The sequence below is a fragment of the Streptomyces umbrinus genome, assembly GCF_030817415.1.
Classification (GTDB): domain Bacteria; phylum Actinomycetota; class Actinomycetes; order Streptomycetales; family Streptomycetaceae; genus Streptomyces; species Streptomyces umbrinus_A.
Genome location: NZ_JAUSZI010000002.1, coordinates 4,584,590 through 4,600,491 on the forward strand (window position 1 = coordinate 4,584,590; position 15,902 = coordinate 4,600,491).

Annotated in this window: 12 protein-coding genes; 2 read left to right on the plus strand and 10 right to left on the minus strand. The window is 70.7% G+C overall.

The genetic code is table 11. The features are described 5' to 3' along the window. Nucleotides 1-13: 13 nt before the first annotated feature. The 5 genes from QF035_RS20010 to QF035_RS20030 form a co-directional block, all read right to left on the minus strand. Nucleotides 14-1,354: a CpaF family protein gene (locus tag QF035_RS20010; RefSeq protein WP_307521792.1), complete on the minus strand. Its 1,341-nt coding sequence runs from the start codon at nt 1,352-1,354 to the stop codon at nt 14-16. A 41-nt stretch (nt 1,355-1,395) separates the two neighbouring features. Then, nucleotides 1,396-1,770: a TadE/TadG family type IV pilus assembly protein gene (locus QF035_RS20015; protein WP_055614463.1), complete on the minus strand. Its 375-nt coding sequence runs from the start codon at nt 1,768-1,770 to the stop codon at nt 1,396-1,398. Beyond that, nucleotides 1,770-3,389: an AAA family ATPase gene (locus QF035_RS20020; protein WP_307521794.1), complete on the minus strand. Its 1,620-nt coding sequence runs from the start codon at nt 3,387-3,389 to the stop codon at nt 1,770-1,772. Before QF035_RS20020 ends, QF035_RS20015 begins: the two co-directional genes overlap by 1 nt. A gap of 77 nt (nt 3,390-3,466) precedes the next feature. Beyond that, nucleotides 3,467-4,180 carry a Flp pilus assembly protein CpaB gene (cpaB, locus tag QF035_RS20025; RefSeq protein ID WP_307521795.1) on the minus strand — a complete coding sequence of 238 codons (714 nt, stop codon included), beginning with the start codon at nt 4,178-4,180 and terminating at the stop codon, nt 3,467-3,469. 179 nt (nt 4,181-4,359) lie between these two features. Continuing rightward, complete coding sequence (locus QF035_RS20030) at nt 4,360-5,235, minus strand: hypothetical protein (RefSeq protein WP_307521796.1); 876 nt, start codon at nt 5,233-5,235, stop codon at nt 4,360-4,362. Between the two features lie 377 nt (nt 5,236-5,612). On the opposite strand from QF035_RS20030, the gene QF035_RS20035 reads away from it, so the two are divergent. Beyond that, the gene (locus QF035_RS20035) at nt 5,613-7,301 is read left to right on the plus strand and encodes a chitinase (protein WP_307521798.1); all 1,689 of its coding nucleotides are present in this window, start codon (nt 5,613-5,615) and stop codon (nt 7,299-7,301) included. 87 nt (nt 7,302-7,388) lie between these two features. On the opposite strand, the gene QF035_RS20040 is transcribed toward QF035_RS20035, so the two are convergent. The 4 genes from QF035_RS20040 to QF035_RS20055 all read right to left on the minus strand — a co-directional run bounded on the left by QF035_RS20040 (nt 7,389) and on the right by QF035_RS20055 (nt 13,204). After that, complete coding sequence (locus QF035_RS20040; protein ID WP_307521799.1) at nt 7,389-8,786, minus strand: Nramp family divalent metal transporter; 1,398 nt, start codon at nt 8,784-8,786, stop codon at nt 7,389-7,391. A gap of 191 nt (nt 8,787-8,977) precedes the next feature. Beyond that, the gene (locus QF035_RS20045) at nt 8,978-9,451 is read right to left on the minus strand and encodes an ATP-binding protein (protein WP_269653613.1); all 474 of its coding nucleotides are present in this window, start codon (nt 9,449-9,451) and stop codon (nt 8,978-8,980) included. Between the two features lie 154 nt (nt 9,452-9,605). Continuing rightward, nucleotides 9,606-10,625, minus strand: coding sequence for an MEDS domain-containing protein (locus QF035_RS20050; RefSeq protein ID WP_307521800.1), 1,020 nt, complete (start codon nt 10,623-10,625; stop codon nt 9,606-9,608). A 140-nt stretch (nt 10,626-10,765) separates the two neighbouring features. Next, nucleotides 10,766-13,204 (minus strand): ATP-binding protein, encoded by a 2,439-nt coding sequence (locus tag QF035_RS20055; RefSeq protein WP_307521801.1) that lies wholly within the window; start codon nt 13,202-13,204, stop codon nt 10,766-10,768. A gap of 561 nt (nt 13,205-13,765) precedes the next feature. On the opposite strand from QF035_RS20055, the gene QF035_RS20060 reads away from it, so the two are divergent. Then, on the plus strand, nt 13,766-15,142 hold the full coding sequence (locus QF035_RS20060) for a M14 family metallopeptidase (protein ID WP_307521803.1): 1,377 nt from the start codon (nt 13,766-13,768) through the stop codon (nt 15,140-15,142). 90 nt (nt 15,143-15,232) lie between these two features. Here the strand turns inward: QF035_RS20060 and QF035_RS20065 are convergent, their stop codons facing one another. Next, entirely contained in the window at nt 15,233-15,877 is a 645-nt protein-coding gene (locus tag QF035_RS20065) for a hypothetical protein (RefSeq protein WP_307521804.1), read from the minus strand. Between the last annotated feature and the right edge of the window lie 25 nt (nt 15,878-15,902).

Sequence of the window (15,902 nt, forward strand, 5' to 3'; positions counted from 1 at the left end):
AGCGTCCGGGCGGTCATCCGATGGCCTGCCTCGTGTTGAGGACGTCGATGGCCTCGGCGACCCCGAAGGCGGGCGGCAGGGGCTCGTTGGCGACGTACAGCTTCTCGGCGACCGAGCGGGGCAGCGGCAGGTGTTCGAAGTGGCCGTGGACGACACGGTCGGGACCCGTCGGGCGCGGCACGAAGCGGGTGACCGGGACGACGCGGAACTGTTCGCGGCCGTGCGAGACCAGCAGGGCGATCTCGGTGACCTTGCGGGAGCCGTCGGCGTGGCGGGTGAGCTGGACGATGACGTCGACCGCGGAGTTGATCTGGTCCTTGAGCGCCTCGAAGGGGATCTGGACCTCGGACATCGAGCCGAGGGTCTGGAGCCTCATCAGGGCGTCCTCGGCGGAGTTCGAGTGGACGGTCGCGAGGGAGCCGTCGTGGCCCGTCGACATGGCCTGGAGCATGTCGAGGGTCTCGCCGCCGCGGACCTCACCGACGATGATGCGGTCGGGGCGCATTCGCAGCGAGTTGCGGACCAGGTCGCGGATGGTGATCTGGCCCTTGCCCTCCACGTTCGGGGGGCGGGATTCGAGGCGGATCACATGCTCCTGCTGGAGCTGGAGTTCGGCGGAGTCCTCGATGGTGATGATGCGCTCGTGGGACGGGACGAGGCCGGAGAGCGCGTTCAGGAGCGTGGTCTTGCCGGAGCCCGTACCGCCGCTGACGATGACGTTGAAGCGGGCCCGGACGAACGCGGCGAGCAGCATCAGCATCTGCTCGTCGAGCGAGCCGAGGCCGATCAGCTCCGGGAGTGTGTACGCGCGCGGGAAGCGGCGGATCGTGAGGGTCGGGCCGGTGAGGGCGAGCGGCGGGATGATGACGTTGACGCGCTCGCCGGTGGGGAGGCGGGCGTCGACCATCGGATTCGACTCGTCCACGCGGCGGTTGACCGTGGAGACTATGCGCTCGATGGTCTGCATCAGCTGCTCGTTCGAGGCGAACCGGAGCGGGAGCTGCTCCACGCGGCCCGCCCGCTCCACGAAGATCGAGTCCGGTCCGTTGACCATGATCTCGGTGATGGACGCGTCGGCGAGGAGTGGTTCGAGGACGCCGAGGCCCAGTGCCTCGTCGACGACCCTTCTGATCAGCTGGGAGCGCTCGGCCGACGACAGGACCGGGCCCTCGCGGCTGATGATGTGCCCGAGCACGCGCTCCAGACGCATCCGCCGCTCGGCCGCCGCGAGGCTCGACATCTCGGCGAGGTCGATCTCTTCGAGCAGCTTGGCACGGTAGACGGCGACGAGGTGGCCGTCCTCGCGGCCTGATCCGCCCTCTTCGGGGGCGGCGATACGGGCCCTGAGGCTCATGTCTTCAACTCCCTTCCGGGGGAGGTCGGTTCGGCACGGGTTCAGTCGTCGTTGTCATTGGGCATCGTGGCGCGCTTGGTCACGGTCCAGCCCTCGCCCACGAACGGGAGGAGGAGCGGGACCTGCACGGTCACGGTGGCGGTGGTCGTGTCGCCGCCCTTGGGTGCGGATACGTTCGCGTCCAGCCAGTCGCTCATGGCGGCTTGGCCGGCCGCCTCCCCCGCTCCGTCCTGCGAGGCGACCCGCGCGGCGGCCCGGGCGCCGGAGCCCGCCTGGTTGGCGGCGTATCCGACGAGGCCCAGCTGGATGGTGGCCATCCCGATGAGCAGCAGGATGGGCAGGAATCCGGCGAACTCCAGCATGGAGACGCCTCGGTCGTCCCGGGCCCTGCGCCAGATCCTGCGGAGCACGCTCATCAGTCGTCCTCCCCTTCCAGGGCCGCGCCCGCCTCGGCCTGGACCTCCCAGCCCGCGTCGAAGCCCGGGAAGAACAGCGGGACCTGGGCGGTGACCGTGGCCCGCATGACCGTGCCGTCCTCGCCGCAGTTGATGGTCGCGCCCTGCCAGGAGTCCGGGAGGTGCTCGCTTCCCGCTTCCGCGCAGGCACCGGCATACGCCCCCGGAGTCACCGCGTTCGCCGCCGTCGCGGCCCGCGCCGCCTCGTCCGCCGCGTTCCCCGCGAGGGAGTACGTGTAGCCGTACAGCACGCACTGCCACAGGATCGTCATCACGACCAGCAGGATCGGGAACATCCCGGCGAATTCGAGGGTGACCGCTCCTCGGTCGCCGCCCTTGCGGCGCAGGGCGAGGGCCCCCCGGTCCGAGGACGTCTTACGACGCCGGCCGCCGCCACCGCCCTCCTGCTTGACCACCAGATCCAGCTCGCCCGCCAGGGCCCACAGCGCCTGCTTGACGGTGGAGCGGGCGTCCAGGTCCTGCATGCGGCCGGCGTCCACCACCGACTGGAGCTCCTTGAAGGCGGCGGGCACCGTGGAACGGGCGACCTTCGTGCCGGTGACGCGTTCGACGAGGGAGGGCTGTATCTCCGTACCGCGGGAGAAGCGGTTGACGACGGTCAGGGTCTCCTCGGCCTTGCGGATCTGGAGGCGGTCCCACATGCGGACCATGCGTTTGGCGGCGCGGACGGCGACCACGTCGGGGGTCACCAACAGCAGCGCCTGGTCGGCCAGTTCGACGGCCGCCGCGTTCGCGGCGTTCAGCTGGGCGCCGCAGTCGACGACCACGACCTCGTAGCGGGAGCGCAGGGCGGCGAGGACCTGGCGGGCCACCCGGTCGGTGATCTCCTCGCCGCGTTCGCCCTCGGCGGGGGCGAGGAGGAGGCCGAGTCCGGTGTCGTGGGTGTAGACGGCGTCCTGGAGCACGCGCGGGTTGATGTCGCTGATCCCGGCGAGGTCGGCGATGGAGCGGCGGAACTGCACGTCGAGGTACGAGGCCACGTCCCCCGACTGGAGGTCCAGGTCGAGCAGGGCCACGGAGCGGCCCGACGCCTGGGCGGCCAGGGCGAGCTGGACCGCGGCGACGGTGGCGCCCACGCCACCCTTCGCCCCGGTGACGGTGACGACCCGGCCGCCGGGTCCGGTGTACAACTCGGGTGTGCCGCTGCCGAGATGGCGCCGCATGCCCATGGACCAGGCGGCGGCCGCGTGGACGCGTTCGGCGAGGGCGTCGTAGCCGAGGGGCAGGCCGATGATGCCGCGGGCGCCGGAGTCCATGGCGGCGGTGAGCACGTTGGTGCTCGTGTCGGCGGTGATGAGGACGACACCGACGGCCGGGAAGCTCATCACCAGGTCGCGGATGACGTCGAGCGCCGGGACCGGGCCGATCCGCTCGTGGACGAGGACGACCTCGGGCAGCTCCTCCAGGGAGTCGGCGGCGAGGCGGGCCAGGGTGTCCAGCAGGGCCGTGGTGTCCGCTACTGGCGGCGCGGGCTCGGCGTCGGCGAGCTGGCTCAGCAGTGTGCTGAGCGCGCGGGCCGAGTCGATGTCGCCGACGGCGGGCAGGATGCGGATGGTCATCGGCCGGTCCCTCGGCCTCGGCCTGGCACGCCGTTCCCTCGGCCTGGCCACGTGGGGGCTGAGCGCATCACGGCCTCCTACTTGTCCTCGTCGAGGGTGTACGTGCGGTCGCCGGGGGCGACGGTGGCGTCGGTGCCGCCCGCGACCAGCGCCAGGCGGACGTGTTCGGCGAACGACTCGGCGTACGCGACGCGTTGGGCGTCGGCGGTGTCGAGGGCGAAGGTGATCGGGACCGCCTCGTTCGCGGTGCGGCGGCGGTCGTTGCTCGACTGGCCCGGGTCGAGGGCGGTCAGCTTGCCGACGTCGATGACGCGGGCGTCCTCGACGATGACCTTCGACTGGTCCTTGCCGTTGTCGGTCTCGTCCTTGAACGTGGCGTAGATGTTGACCCGTGAGCCCGGGTTGATCTTGCCCGCCACACCGGTCGCCGCGTCGATCATGATCGCGATCTCCTGCTGGCCGGCCTCCAGTTCGGGCCGGTCCACGATCATGTCCCTCTGGAGCAGCGAGCCCTTCTCCAGCCGGGTGACCGCGATCTTGCCGCGGATCTCGGAGAGATTGGTGACGGCGGTGGACGACAGCCACCGCTCGGGCATCGAGACCTTCTCGAACTGGTCGGACGTCAGCTCCCGGTAGGGCGCGACGTCGTCCTTCAGGCGGTACGCCGCGACCTCGGGGCCGACCTTCGAGTTCACGTCGCGGATCACCGAGAGCACTCCGGCGAAGGCGCCCAGGGCGCACAGGGCCGAGAGGACCAGCAGGATGACGCCGCGGCGCTGGCGTGAATTCATGACGCGGACAACCTCGATCGGGGGAGGGCGGGGACAGCGGGGTCGAGCGGTTGTGCCTGGTGCTGGGTGCGTATTGCTGGTGCCTGGTGCCAAATATGTGGTGCTGCGTGTGCCTCGTATCTCGTTCTACGTGCCTGTTGTGCACCGTTATTCAGGTGTACGTACATGACTTACGTGGTTTACGAAGCCCCTCGGGGCAGGGCACGTACCGAAGAAGCTGCCCGCACCGTGGCCCTCGGAAGCTCCTGGGGCGGTGGCAAAGGCGCCGCACAGAATCCACAGCGGTCGCCGATGAGTTCAAGACCGCACCAGTGACACTCCTCGCGCCGCACGGACGAGACGAGTTGGTACAGCACGGACACGTCGTAGAGCCCGGCGGCGAACTCGGCGACCTTGCCCGTGCCCCACCAGCGTGTGGACTCGGCGGGCAGGGGCACGGTCGTGACGCCCTGGACGCGCCAGGCGGGCGCGAGCGTCCCGGTGAGCCACTCGGCGGGCAGTTGTCCGGCCGCGACGAGCATCCGTGTCCCGAACTCGGGCCCGGTGAGCTCCTCCTGGCCGACGCGGACCAGTTGGGGCCGCGGATTGGCCAGTACGGCGAACTGGGCGCCCGGCACCCATGACTTGGCGTGCGACTTCAGGGACACGGGGATGCGGTCCAGCTTGGCGACCGAGCCGAGCAGGGCGCCCGCGTAGATGTAGTGGGCGAGCAGCCGCGCGGAGGAGGCGAGCACGCCGGGGCTGAAGTCGCAGACGGAGAGCTGGCGCAACTGCTGGGCGAGCAGGGCAAGTCCGAGCGGCGGCAGGTCCAGGCCGAGCAGCGCGATGCGGTCGCTCTCCAGGACGGAGCGCACGGCGTGCAGCCGCCGGGTGACGTCACCCGATGTGGAGGCCGGGTACAGCGCGATCACGTATCCGTGCTGCTCGATGAGCGCGTGCATCCCGGTGAGGGAGCTTTCGAGGCTTTCGAGGGGCTGGACGGCGGCGGGCGGGGTCTGCCGGTCGTGCGGTGGGAGCACCAGGTCGGAACTGGTGACGGCTATCGCGGTCGGCACGCTGCACACCACCCCGTTCACTGCGGCGGGGTGGTCAACCACCGCCTCAGATCGCCCCTGACTTCGCCATCAAACCTTCACGGAAGAACGCGAATTTGTCACTGTGCGCCCTTCTGCAACTGCACCTTATCCACGGCATGGGCCACTCAACACCGGATCCGCGAGATCACCTCACACAAGGTGCGTGGGTGATCCACACAGAGTGAGGCGCATATGCCTCAACTCGACGGTACGGCAAGGGCGTTGACCTCGGTCAGAGGTCTTGACAACCGGATTGGTCTGGACCACCTTGGTCCTCCAGCGGTGGCCACCGTAGTCGTCCCCCACTTTTGACTCCCACTCCCCCACCGGAGGCCCCAGTGGACCGCGTACCAGGCATGCCCAGACGCAGACGGACCTGGGCGGCAGCCCTCGCCACCGCGCTCGCGGCGTCCGTCCTCTCCCTCGCCGGAGCCGGCCAGGCCTCGGCCGCCGACGTCAACAACACCAAGAACGCCGGTTACGAGTCGGGGCTCTCCAACTGGACCTGCTCGGCGGGCAGCGGCGCCGCCGTCTCCTCCCCCGTGCACGGCGGCGCGTCCGCCCTCAAGGCCACGCCCGCCGGGCAGGACAACGCCCGGTGCAGCCAGACCGTGGCGGTGAAGCCCAACTCGACGTACACGCTGAGCGCGTGGGTGCAGGGCGGGTACGCGTACCTCGGGACGAGCGGCACGGGCACGACGGACGTGTCCACCTGGACCCCGGACTCCTCCTCCTGGAAGCAGCTGACGACGTCCTTCACGACGGGCTCGTCCACGACGTCCGTGACCGTCTACACGCACGGCTGGTACGGACAGGCGGCCTACTTCGCCGACGACGTGTCCGTGTTCGGGCCCGACGGGGGCGGAGGCGGCGACCCCGATCCGGTCGTCCCGTCGACACCGGCCGGCCTGAACGTGGCGTCCACGACCTCCTCCTCCGTCTCCCTCGCCTGGAACACGGTGTCGGACGCGACCGGCTACAACGTCTACCGCGCCGGTACGAAGGTGCTCGCGGTGACGGGCACCTCGGCGACGGTCACCGGCCTCGCCGCCGCCACGTCGTACTCCTTCCAGGTCACCGCGACGAACTCGGCCGGTGAGTCGGTGAAGTCGACGGCGGTCACCGGGACGACCAAGGCGAACTCGGGCGGCGGGACCGGGCTGCCCAAGCACGCGGTGACGGGTTACTGGCAGAACTTCAACAACGGCGCGGCCGTCCAGAAGATCTCCGACGTCCAGTCCCAGTACGACATCATCGCGGTGTCCTTCGCCGATGCCACGACGACACCGGGCGCCGTGACCTTCAACCTCGACTCGGCCGGGCTCGGCGGCTACACCGTCGACCAGTTCAAGGCGGACGTCCGGGCCAAGCAGGCCGCGGGCAAGAAGGTGATCATCTCGATCGGCGGCGAGCGCGGCACGGTCGCCGTGAACGACTCCGTCTCGGCGACGAACTTCGCCAACTCCGTCTACACCCTGATGCAGACGTACGGCTTCGACGGCGTCGACATCGACCTGGAGAACGGCCTCAACGCCACGTACATGACGCAGGCGCTGCGGTCCCTGTCCTCGAAGGCGGGCTCCTCGCTGATCATCACGATGGCCCCGCAGACGATCGACATGCAGTCCACGTCGAACGGCTACTTCCAGACGGCCCTGAACATCAAGGACATCCTCACCGTCGTCAACATGCAGTACTACAACAGCGGTTCGATGCTCGGCTGCGACGGCAAGGTGTACTCCCAGGGCTCGGTGGACTTCCTCACCGCCCTCGCCTGCATCCAGCTGGAGGGCGGCCTCGCGCCGTCCCAGGTGGGCCTCGGCCTGCCGGCCTCGACAAGGGGCGCGGGCAGCGGCTACGTCTCCCCCAGCATCGTGAACAACGCCCTCGACTGCCTCACCAAGGGCACCAACTGCGGCTCCTTCAAGCCCTCCAGGACCTACCCGGACCTGCGCGGCGCCATGACCTGGTCGACGAACTGGGACGCGACGGCCGGCAACACCTGGTCGAACGCGGTGGGACCGCACGTGCACGGGCTCCCGTAGGGACGGCTCGTCAACGGTCAAGCGCCGCCGCCGATCCGGCGGCGGCGCTTCCGTGTGTCCGCGTGTCCGCCCGGATCACGGCCGCGGCTAGAAGAACTCCGACCACGGCTGGTCCCAGATCTGCTTCACGCACAGGACGATGAAGATCAGGCCCGCGATCGTCAGCATGGAGTTGCTGAGGATTCCGTTGCGCCATTCCGCGGGGGTGCGGGAGGAGTTGAGGAGCCAGACCAGGGTGAGGGCGAGGAAGGGGAGGAAGGCGGCGCCCAGGACTCCGTACAGGATGATCAGGCGGAAGGGCTCGCCCTGGAAGAGGAGGACGATCGGCGGGAAGGTCAGCCACAGGAGGTAGCCGCGGAAGGGCCAGGAGCGCTCGCGGGCGCCCGAGGCCACCTCCTCGCCGGATGTCGTTCCCTCGCCGGACGTCGCCTTCCCGGCCGGGGTCTCCCCTTCGCCGGTCGCGCGGCCGGCCCTGTCCTTGCGGTAGCGCTCCACGAAGTCCGCGAACATCAGGCTCACGCCGTGCCAGACGCCGATCAGGGACGTGAAGGACGTGGCGAAGAAGCCGATGAGGAAGAACTTGGCGGTCGCCGTGCCGTACTCGTCCTCCAGGATGTCGCCGAGCTGGATGAGGCCCTTGTCGCCGCTCGCGATGGCCACGTTGGAGGAGTGCAGGAGTTCCGCGCCGACGAAGAGCATCGAGATGACGAAGATGCCGGTGGTGATGTACGCGACGCGGTTGTCCAGGCGCATCACCTTCATCCAGCCGGTGTTCGTCCAGCCCTTCGCGTTGACCCAGTAGCCGTACGCGGCCAGCGTGATCGTGCCGCCCACACCGCCGATCAGGCCCAGCGTGTTGAGGATCGAGTCCTTCTCGTCGGGGAGGACCGGGAGCAGGCCCGCGAAGGCGTCGCCGAGGTTCGGGGTGACGCGGATCGCCAGGTAGACCGTGACGACGAACATCACGCCCACCAGGACGGTCATGACCTTCTCGAAGACCTCGTACTTGTTGAACCAGACGAAGACCAGGCCGACCAGACCGGTCAGGACGGCCCACCACTCCAGGTCCATGACGTCCGGGAAGAGCGCCTGCAGTGGCAGGCCCGACGAGGACATGGCCGCGGCTCCGTAGACGAAGCCCCAGATCACGACGTACACGACGAAGAACCACGACGTCCAGCGGCCCAGGCTCGCCCAGCCGTCGAAGAGCGTGCGGCCGGTGGACAGGTGCCAGCGGCCCGCCGCCTCGGCCAGCGAGATCTTGACGAGACAGCCGATGACGGCGGCCCACAGGAGCGTGTAGCCGAAGTTCGAGCCCGCGATGAGCGTGGCGACGAGGTCGCCTGCGCCGACGCCCGTCGCGGCCACCACGATGCCGGGGCCGATGTATTTCCAACTGGACTTGCGGGGAGCGGAGGCGGCCTTCCCCGTCTCTCCCGTGGCCGTGCTTCCAGTGGTGTCCGCGTTCCCAGAGGTGTCAGCCATGCGGATCAAGAAAGCGTAAAGAGAACGGGGGCACAAGAGGGCGTGCGGTGATCACCACCCGATGTGCACAGGTGAGGAGTGTGCGCACCGAGGAGAAGACGTTCGGGCGGGCCCCGGCGGCTGGGCGCGCCACCGGGGCCCGGGCTGTGGTTCCGGAGGTGGACAACGGTTCGTCCGGAACTGGCGGGGCACTACGGCTGTCGCCGACCACAGCCGTCGGACCCGCACGTGCCGAGCTCGAACCAGAGGGTCCGGCCCGGCCCGTCCTGGTGGCAGCCCCAGCGCCTCGCGAGCGCATCCACCAGGAACATCCCGCAGCCGCCCACCGCGGTGCCCGCCCCGGGCACCTCCGCGGGGCGGCGGCCTGCCTCGGAGACCTCGCAGCGCAGGACTCCGTGCGCGGCCGAGAGGGTGAGGCGGAGGCGACTCGCCGCGTGTATCAGGGAGTTGGTGACGAGTTCGCTGACGAGGAGCTCCGCCGTGTCGCTCTGTTCCGCGAGCCCCCAGCCCTCCAGCCGCCGCCTGACCTCCGCGCGGGCCTCGGCCGCCGCGACGGGGCGGGGGTCGTACACGACACTTGAGTGGCCTGCTCCCAAGGGTGGTTGGGGGTACCAGCCGTACGCGGCGTCGGGATCCGGAAGATGCCCTCCGGAGAGTTCCAGCATGTCCAAAGCTTCGGCTCCCCGCGGCTCGTCGGCACGGGGAGGACTACCTGAATACCTACCTGAAAACATGCGTTCGCACCGGTTTTGGGGCATGCGGGTGCCTTCGCCGTACGGGGGCGTCCGGGACCGTGCAGCGCCGGGTGCACCTGTGCACCTACGCGTACTGGACACGGATCAGCGAGCCGTCGCCCGACTCCGCGTCCCGGATGTCCACGTACGCGCAGACCTGGCGGGTGAACCAAAGGCCCTGGCCGGGGGACGGGCCCTCGGCGGGCGGTGGGACGAAGCCGGCGAGCGGGTCCGTGATCCGCTCGGGGACGCGCAGCTCGCAGACACAGGCGGGCGCCTCGCCCCACAGCAGGACCTCGGGGAGGGACGGGGTGGGGATCAGGGGTGCGTACGGGGTCGCCGCCTCGGGGATCGAGGAGATGTACGGGGTCGTTGCCTCGGTGACCGCTGTCGCGAACAGGTCTGCGTCCGCGGGGGTGAGTCCGCGCGCCCGGGCCCGCTCGCGGAGGGTGTCGCGATCCGGGGCGGTGAGGCGCTCGGCGTCCGGTGGCGGCGGGGGCAGGGGGACCCAGTCCAACTCGTGGACCAGGCGGGCCGGTTGCTCGTACGCCGGGGTGTCGGGGTGCGCGCGGCGGGCGGCGTCGACGATGGCGGGGCCCGCGGTGCGGGTGTCGTACGCGCACAGGGCGGTCGTCGCGAACGGCGCGAAGAGGAGGTTGGCGAGCGACTCGTAGCGGATCCACTCGGTGGTCTCGCGCGTCGAGCGCCCGGCGCGGCCGGCCCAGTGCGGCTCCATGAGGAGGTGGATCCGGCCGCCGGGTCCCGCGTTCGCGGAGAGGTAACCGGCGCTCTGGGCGACGGCGTTGGCCGCCGAACCCGTGTACCACTCGGTGTGGGGCACGAAGGTGACGCTCTTGGCGTCCGTGCCCAGCGCGTCCCGCAGGACGGCGAGCCTGCCGGGGTCGGCGATGGCCACGGGCGGTGGTTCGTCCGGTGCGGCGAGACCCTCCGCAAGGAAGGGGAGCGCGGCCGCGACGAACGCGTCGTCGGAGTCGAACACCGCCATGCGGTGGTCGAACGCCCCTGGGGGCGGGGCTGGTTGAGCCGCCTGGGAGGGCTTGACCGACTTGGTCGGTTCGGTCGGCCTGGTTGGTTCGGCAGTCACGAGGGTTCCCCTTCTGTCGTATCCACCTGGTTGTGGGCGGGCCGCCCGGCTGTGGGCGAACTGCCCGGCTGTGGGCGGGCGTTCCCGGCTGTGGGCGGGCGTTGTGGCACCTCGCCCATCGGGACCCCGGGATCGGGGGTTCAGCGGCGTGCGGCGACCCACGCCGCGATCTGGCTGCGGTTGCTGAAGCCGAGCTTGCCGAGGATGCGTTCCACGTGGCCCTCCGCGGTGCGGCGGGCGATCACCAGGCGGTCGGCGATCTGCTGGTTGGCGAGCCCCTCGGCGACGAGCTCGGCGACCTCCCTCTCGCGCCGGGTGAGCGACGCGAGACGGGGGTCCGCCCTGACGGAGTCCGGGTGCGGGTTCCCTTCGGCCCGGCGGGGGCCGGGGACGACCGGTTTCCCGGCTTCCTGGAGGGCGTACGAGACGATCGCGGTGAGCCCGAGCCCGCCACCCCGCCGGTACGCCCGGTCGAAGACCCCCTGTCCGACGGCCGCCCGCACCCGCGTCTCGCTCTCCCTGCGCGCGGAGTTGTACGTCGTGGAGCCGAAGCGGTTGCCGTCGATGCCGGCCCAGACGCGGTCGGCGCCGCCGAGCAGCACGGCGGCGCGTTCGTGGGCGCCGCGGGCGGCGGTGATGACCACCAGCAGGTCGAGGGTGAGGCCGATGCCGATGACGTCGTGCACGGCGAGCTTGCGGCGCAGGGCGTCACGGGCGTGCGGCTCCGCGCGGTCCCACTCCTTCCGCTCCGCGTACGCGAGGGCGAGGACCCGCAGGACGTACGAGCGGACCCACTCCTCGCCGTGCTCCTCGCAGAGGCGGTGGGCGTCCTCGCAGACCTGGACGGCCCGGTCGGTGTGGCCCAGGAAGGCGAGGCTGGCGGCGAGTTCGACCTGGTCGAGGACGGCGAGGCTGGGGAGCTGGCCGTCGACGGGGTTGCGGGCGACGGCGGCCTCGTAGTGCTCAAGGGCGGCGGGGAGGTCGTCGCCGAACAGGGCCATCAGGCCGAGCAGGTACTCCGCGTGCGCGACCTCGGCCGGGTCGCCGAGGCGGCGGGCCAGCGCGCGGGCGTCCTCGGCGCGGTCGCGGCCCCGGGTGAGGTCCTCGGGGCAGCCGGCGAGCAGGCCCGCGACCCAGAGTGCCCTGGCGCGCTCCCGGGTGGGCTCGGGGTGCGCGTCGAGCGCGCGGTCCAGCCAGTACCGGCCCTCGCGGGGTGCTCCGCAGGCGTGCCAGTAGAACCACAGGGTTCCGGCGAGCCCGAGTCCGGCCCGGGCCTCGCCCGGCACGGTGAGGCTGAACTCCAGGGCGGCCCGCAGGTTGTCCTGGTCGGCCCGCAGCCGGGCCACGATCTCCCGCTGCCCCGGCCCGAACCACCTCCGCTCGCACTCCGCGGCAACCTCCTGGGCCCAGTCCCGCTGCCGCCGCCGGGCCGCCGACTCCTCCCCGGGCCACTGCCGCAGCTTGTCGAGCCCGTAGTGCCGCAGGGTGTCGAGCAGGCGGTATCTGGCCGTGCCGGGGCCGCCTTCTCTGCACAGCACGGATTTGTCCACCAGGCCGGCCACGGCTTCGAGGACGTCCTGGGGATGTACGTCGATGCTCTTGCCGTCGCCGAGGCTCGTACCGTCGCCCTGGTCGCCGTTCCCCCACTCGTCCTCGTCCACGTCATCGTGCGCGTGCGCGTCCGCGCATACCGCCTCCGCCGCCTCCAGATCGAAGCTCCCCGCGAATACCGAGGCCCGCGCCCACACCAACTGCTCCGCCTCCGTGCAGAGTTCGTGGCTCCAGTCGACCGCCGCGCGCAGCGTCTGGTGGCGGGGAAGAACGGCCGGGCTGCCCGTGGTGAGGAGGCGGTAGCGGTCGTCGAGCCGGGCGACGAGCTGGTCGACGCCGAGGACGCGCATCCGGACGGCCGCGAGCTCGATGGCGAGGGGCAGGCCGTCGAGGCGGCGGCAGAGGCGGGCCACGGCGGCCCGGTTGTCGGGGGTGAGTTCGAAGCCGGGGGCGACGGCGGCGGCCCGGTCGGCGAAGAGCGCCAGTGCCGGGTAGGTCGCGGCGGCCGAGAGGTCCGAGTCCGGGTCGGGCACCGGCAGGGGCCGTACGTCCAGGAGGTGTTCCTCCGTGAGGGCCAGGCGGTGGCGGCTCGTCGCGAGGACGCGGACGCCGGTCGTGCCGTGCAGCAGCGCGGCCGCCAACTCCGCGCAGGCGGACAGCAGATGCTCGCAGTTGTCGAGGACCAGGAGCAGTCGGCGGTCGCGCAGCCGCTCGACCAGCGTGTCCAGGGGCGGCTGTTCGGAGTGGTCGTGCAGGCCGAGCGCGTCGGCCGCGGCGAGCGGGACGAGCGCCGGGTCGTGCAGGCAGGCGAGGTGCGCGAAGCGCACGCCGTCGGGGAACGCCCGCTCGACCCGGGCGGCGATCCGCCCGGCCAGCCGCGTCTTGCCGACGCCGCCGGGTCCGGTCAGCGTGACCAGTCGTGCGGTGGCCAACAGCCGCCGCCCCTCGGCCAGTTCGTCCCGTCGGTCGACGAAGCTGGTCGTCTCGACCGGTGGCTGATGGACCCTTCGCGGCGCTGATCCGCCCATGATCAGCCAGTCCTCTGGGGTGTGAGACGGGAGCCGGAGTGGGTGGCTCCTCTTGTGCCGGTTCTCAGTCTTCCGGCTGCGCCTCGGCTTCGCACGCGTGCGTCACACCCGTGGGTGCACTTTGAGTGGGTCCGCGACGTGTGGGGTGTGGGCGCGTACACTGCCGGGCCCCATATATGCATTGCGCCCGGCTTGTGCGCCCTGTGGCGCCCGGCGTGCGCTGGCGCTCCGCTTGGGCTGTTGAGTGCCTGCGGGCCGGTGGGGGCTTGTCGCGCAGTTCCCCGCGCCCCTGATGAGGCGGGGTCGGTGTGCGCGCGTACCGACCGGCGCACGGGGCCCGGGGCCGGGGGCGACCGTCTCGTTTCGGCCGGTTCGCGACGGCTGGTTTCGGTCTGGTCTTGACCCGGACATGCCATAGCCCCACGATGAGCGCCACACCCGCATACGGGCTCCTGTCGGCGCATTCGGCGGACAGCCCCGGCACGTCGCACCGATCCACCCCCCGCTCCACTCCCCACACTTCCGGTGATCCCGGAATTTCTGGAGAAACTAGGAGAATCAATGCGGCTTCGCATCAAAGGCGGCGGCACACCCGCCGCACCCCCCTCACCCGGCAGACGCGGCCGACGCACGGCCGCCCTCGCCACACTGCTCGCTCTGGCTCTGGCGGCCCCCATCGCCGCCACGACCAGCGCGAACAGCGCCTCCGGGGCGGCTCCCGCCTCCGACACGGAGGACATCCGTCAGTACGAGGTCCATGTCCACGGCAGCACCTCGGCCACCCGTACGGCGATCTCCCAGACGGGCGTGTCGATCGACGAGGCCGACGAGGAGACCGTCGTCGTCTCGGGACGCGCGGCCCAGGCGAAGAAGCTGCGGCAGCTCGGCTACGAGGTCACGGCCCTCGGCTCCGCCCCCGACCGGTCGAGCGCCGCGGACGTGGGCATCCTCGACTTCCCCTCCGCCGACTCGCGGTATCACAACTACGCCGAGATGAACACGGAGATCAACCAGCGCCTGGCCGCCTACCCGAGCATCATGAGCAAGCGCGTGATCGGGAAGTCGTACCAGGGCCGGGACATCGTCGCCATCAAGATCAGCGACAACGTCGCGACCGACGAGTCCGAGCCCGAGGTCCTGTTCACCCACCACCAGCACGCGCGCGAGCACCTCACCGTGGAGATGGCGCTCTATCTGCTGCGTGAGCTGGGCGCCGGGTACGGCTCCGACTCCCGCGTCACGAACATGGTGAACAACCGCGAGATCTGGATCGTCCCGGACCTCAACCCGGACGGCGGCGAGTACGACATCGCATCCGGCGCCTACCGCTCGTGGCGCAAGAACCGCCAGCCCAACAGCGGCAGTTCGTACGTCGGCACGGACATGAACCGCAACTGGAACTACCGCTGGGGCTGCTGCGGCGGCTCGTCGGGCTCCACGTCCTCCGAGACCTACCGGGGTACCGCTGCCGAGTCCGCGCCCGAGGTGAAGGTGGTGGCCGACTTCGTACGCAGCCGGGTCGTGGGCGGCAAGCAGCAGATCAGGGCCGGCGTGGACTTCCACACGTACAGCGAGCTGGTGCTGTGGCCCTTCGGCTACACCAACGCGGACACCACGACCGGTATGACGGTCGACGACCGCAACGCCTTCGCCACGGTCGGGCAGAAGATGGCCGCCAGCAACGGCTACACGCCCGAGCAGTCCAGCGACCTCTACATCACCGACGGGTCGATCGACGACTACCTGTGGGGCAGTCAGAAGATCTTCGCCTACACCTTCGAGATGTATCCGGGGTCCAGTGGCGGGGGCGGGTTCTACCCGCCCGACGAGGTGATCGAGCGGGAGACCGCGCGGAACCGGGACGCGGTGCTGCAGTTGTTGGAGAACTCCGACTGCATGTACCGGTCCATCGGGAAGGAAGCGCAGTACTGCAGTTGAGCCGGGTGGTTTGCGGCTTGAGGCTTGAGGTGTGACGTGCGTGGGGAACTGCGGGGCCGTTGTGGCTGGTCGCGCAGTTCCCCACGCCCCTTACGGGGCGCTCTCCTCAACCTCTTCGGCGTCCTCGAAGTACGTGTCCAGGACCTCGTCCAGCTGGGTCTCCCACTCCTTGAAGCGGGACCTGGCCGACGCCTCGATCTCGATCGGGTACCAGCGGCGGTCGGGGGTGTGCACCGTGATGGTGAACCGCTTCCCGAAGCGCGGTGACTCGGTCTCGACCGCGCCGATCTCCTCCCAGCGGAACTCGGCCTCCTGGTCGTCCAGGCGCAGCCGTACGCCGCTGTGGTCGGCGACGATCTTCGCGCGACGGTCGGAGGCCTCGAAGACGGGGCCGCCCTCGGGAGCCTCCTCGGGCTCCTCCGGCTCGTCGCTGGAGGGTTCCTCGCCGGATGGTTCTTCGCCGGAGGGCTCGTCGCTGGAGGGCTCGTCTTCGGAGGGTTCCTCCTCTGCGGCTTCCTTCTTGAGGTTCGTCTGCTTGGCAGGCGTCCGCTTCTCGGGGGCCGTCTCCTCCTCAGGGGCCGTCTCCCCGTCCGAGGCCGTCTCCTCGGAGACGGCCTCCGTCGGCTCGGCGTCCTTCGGCTCGGCGGGGCGCGGGCCCGTGATGCCGGGCACGAACGCCGGGTCGACCGCGGCGCCTTGCAGGGGCTGGATGTTGGGTCCTATGCGCTGCTCCACAGCGGGCAGTATGGTCGACGATCCT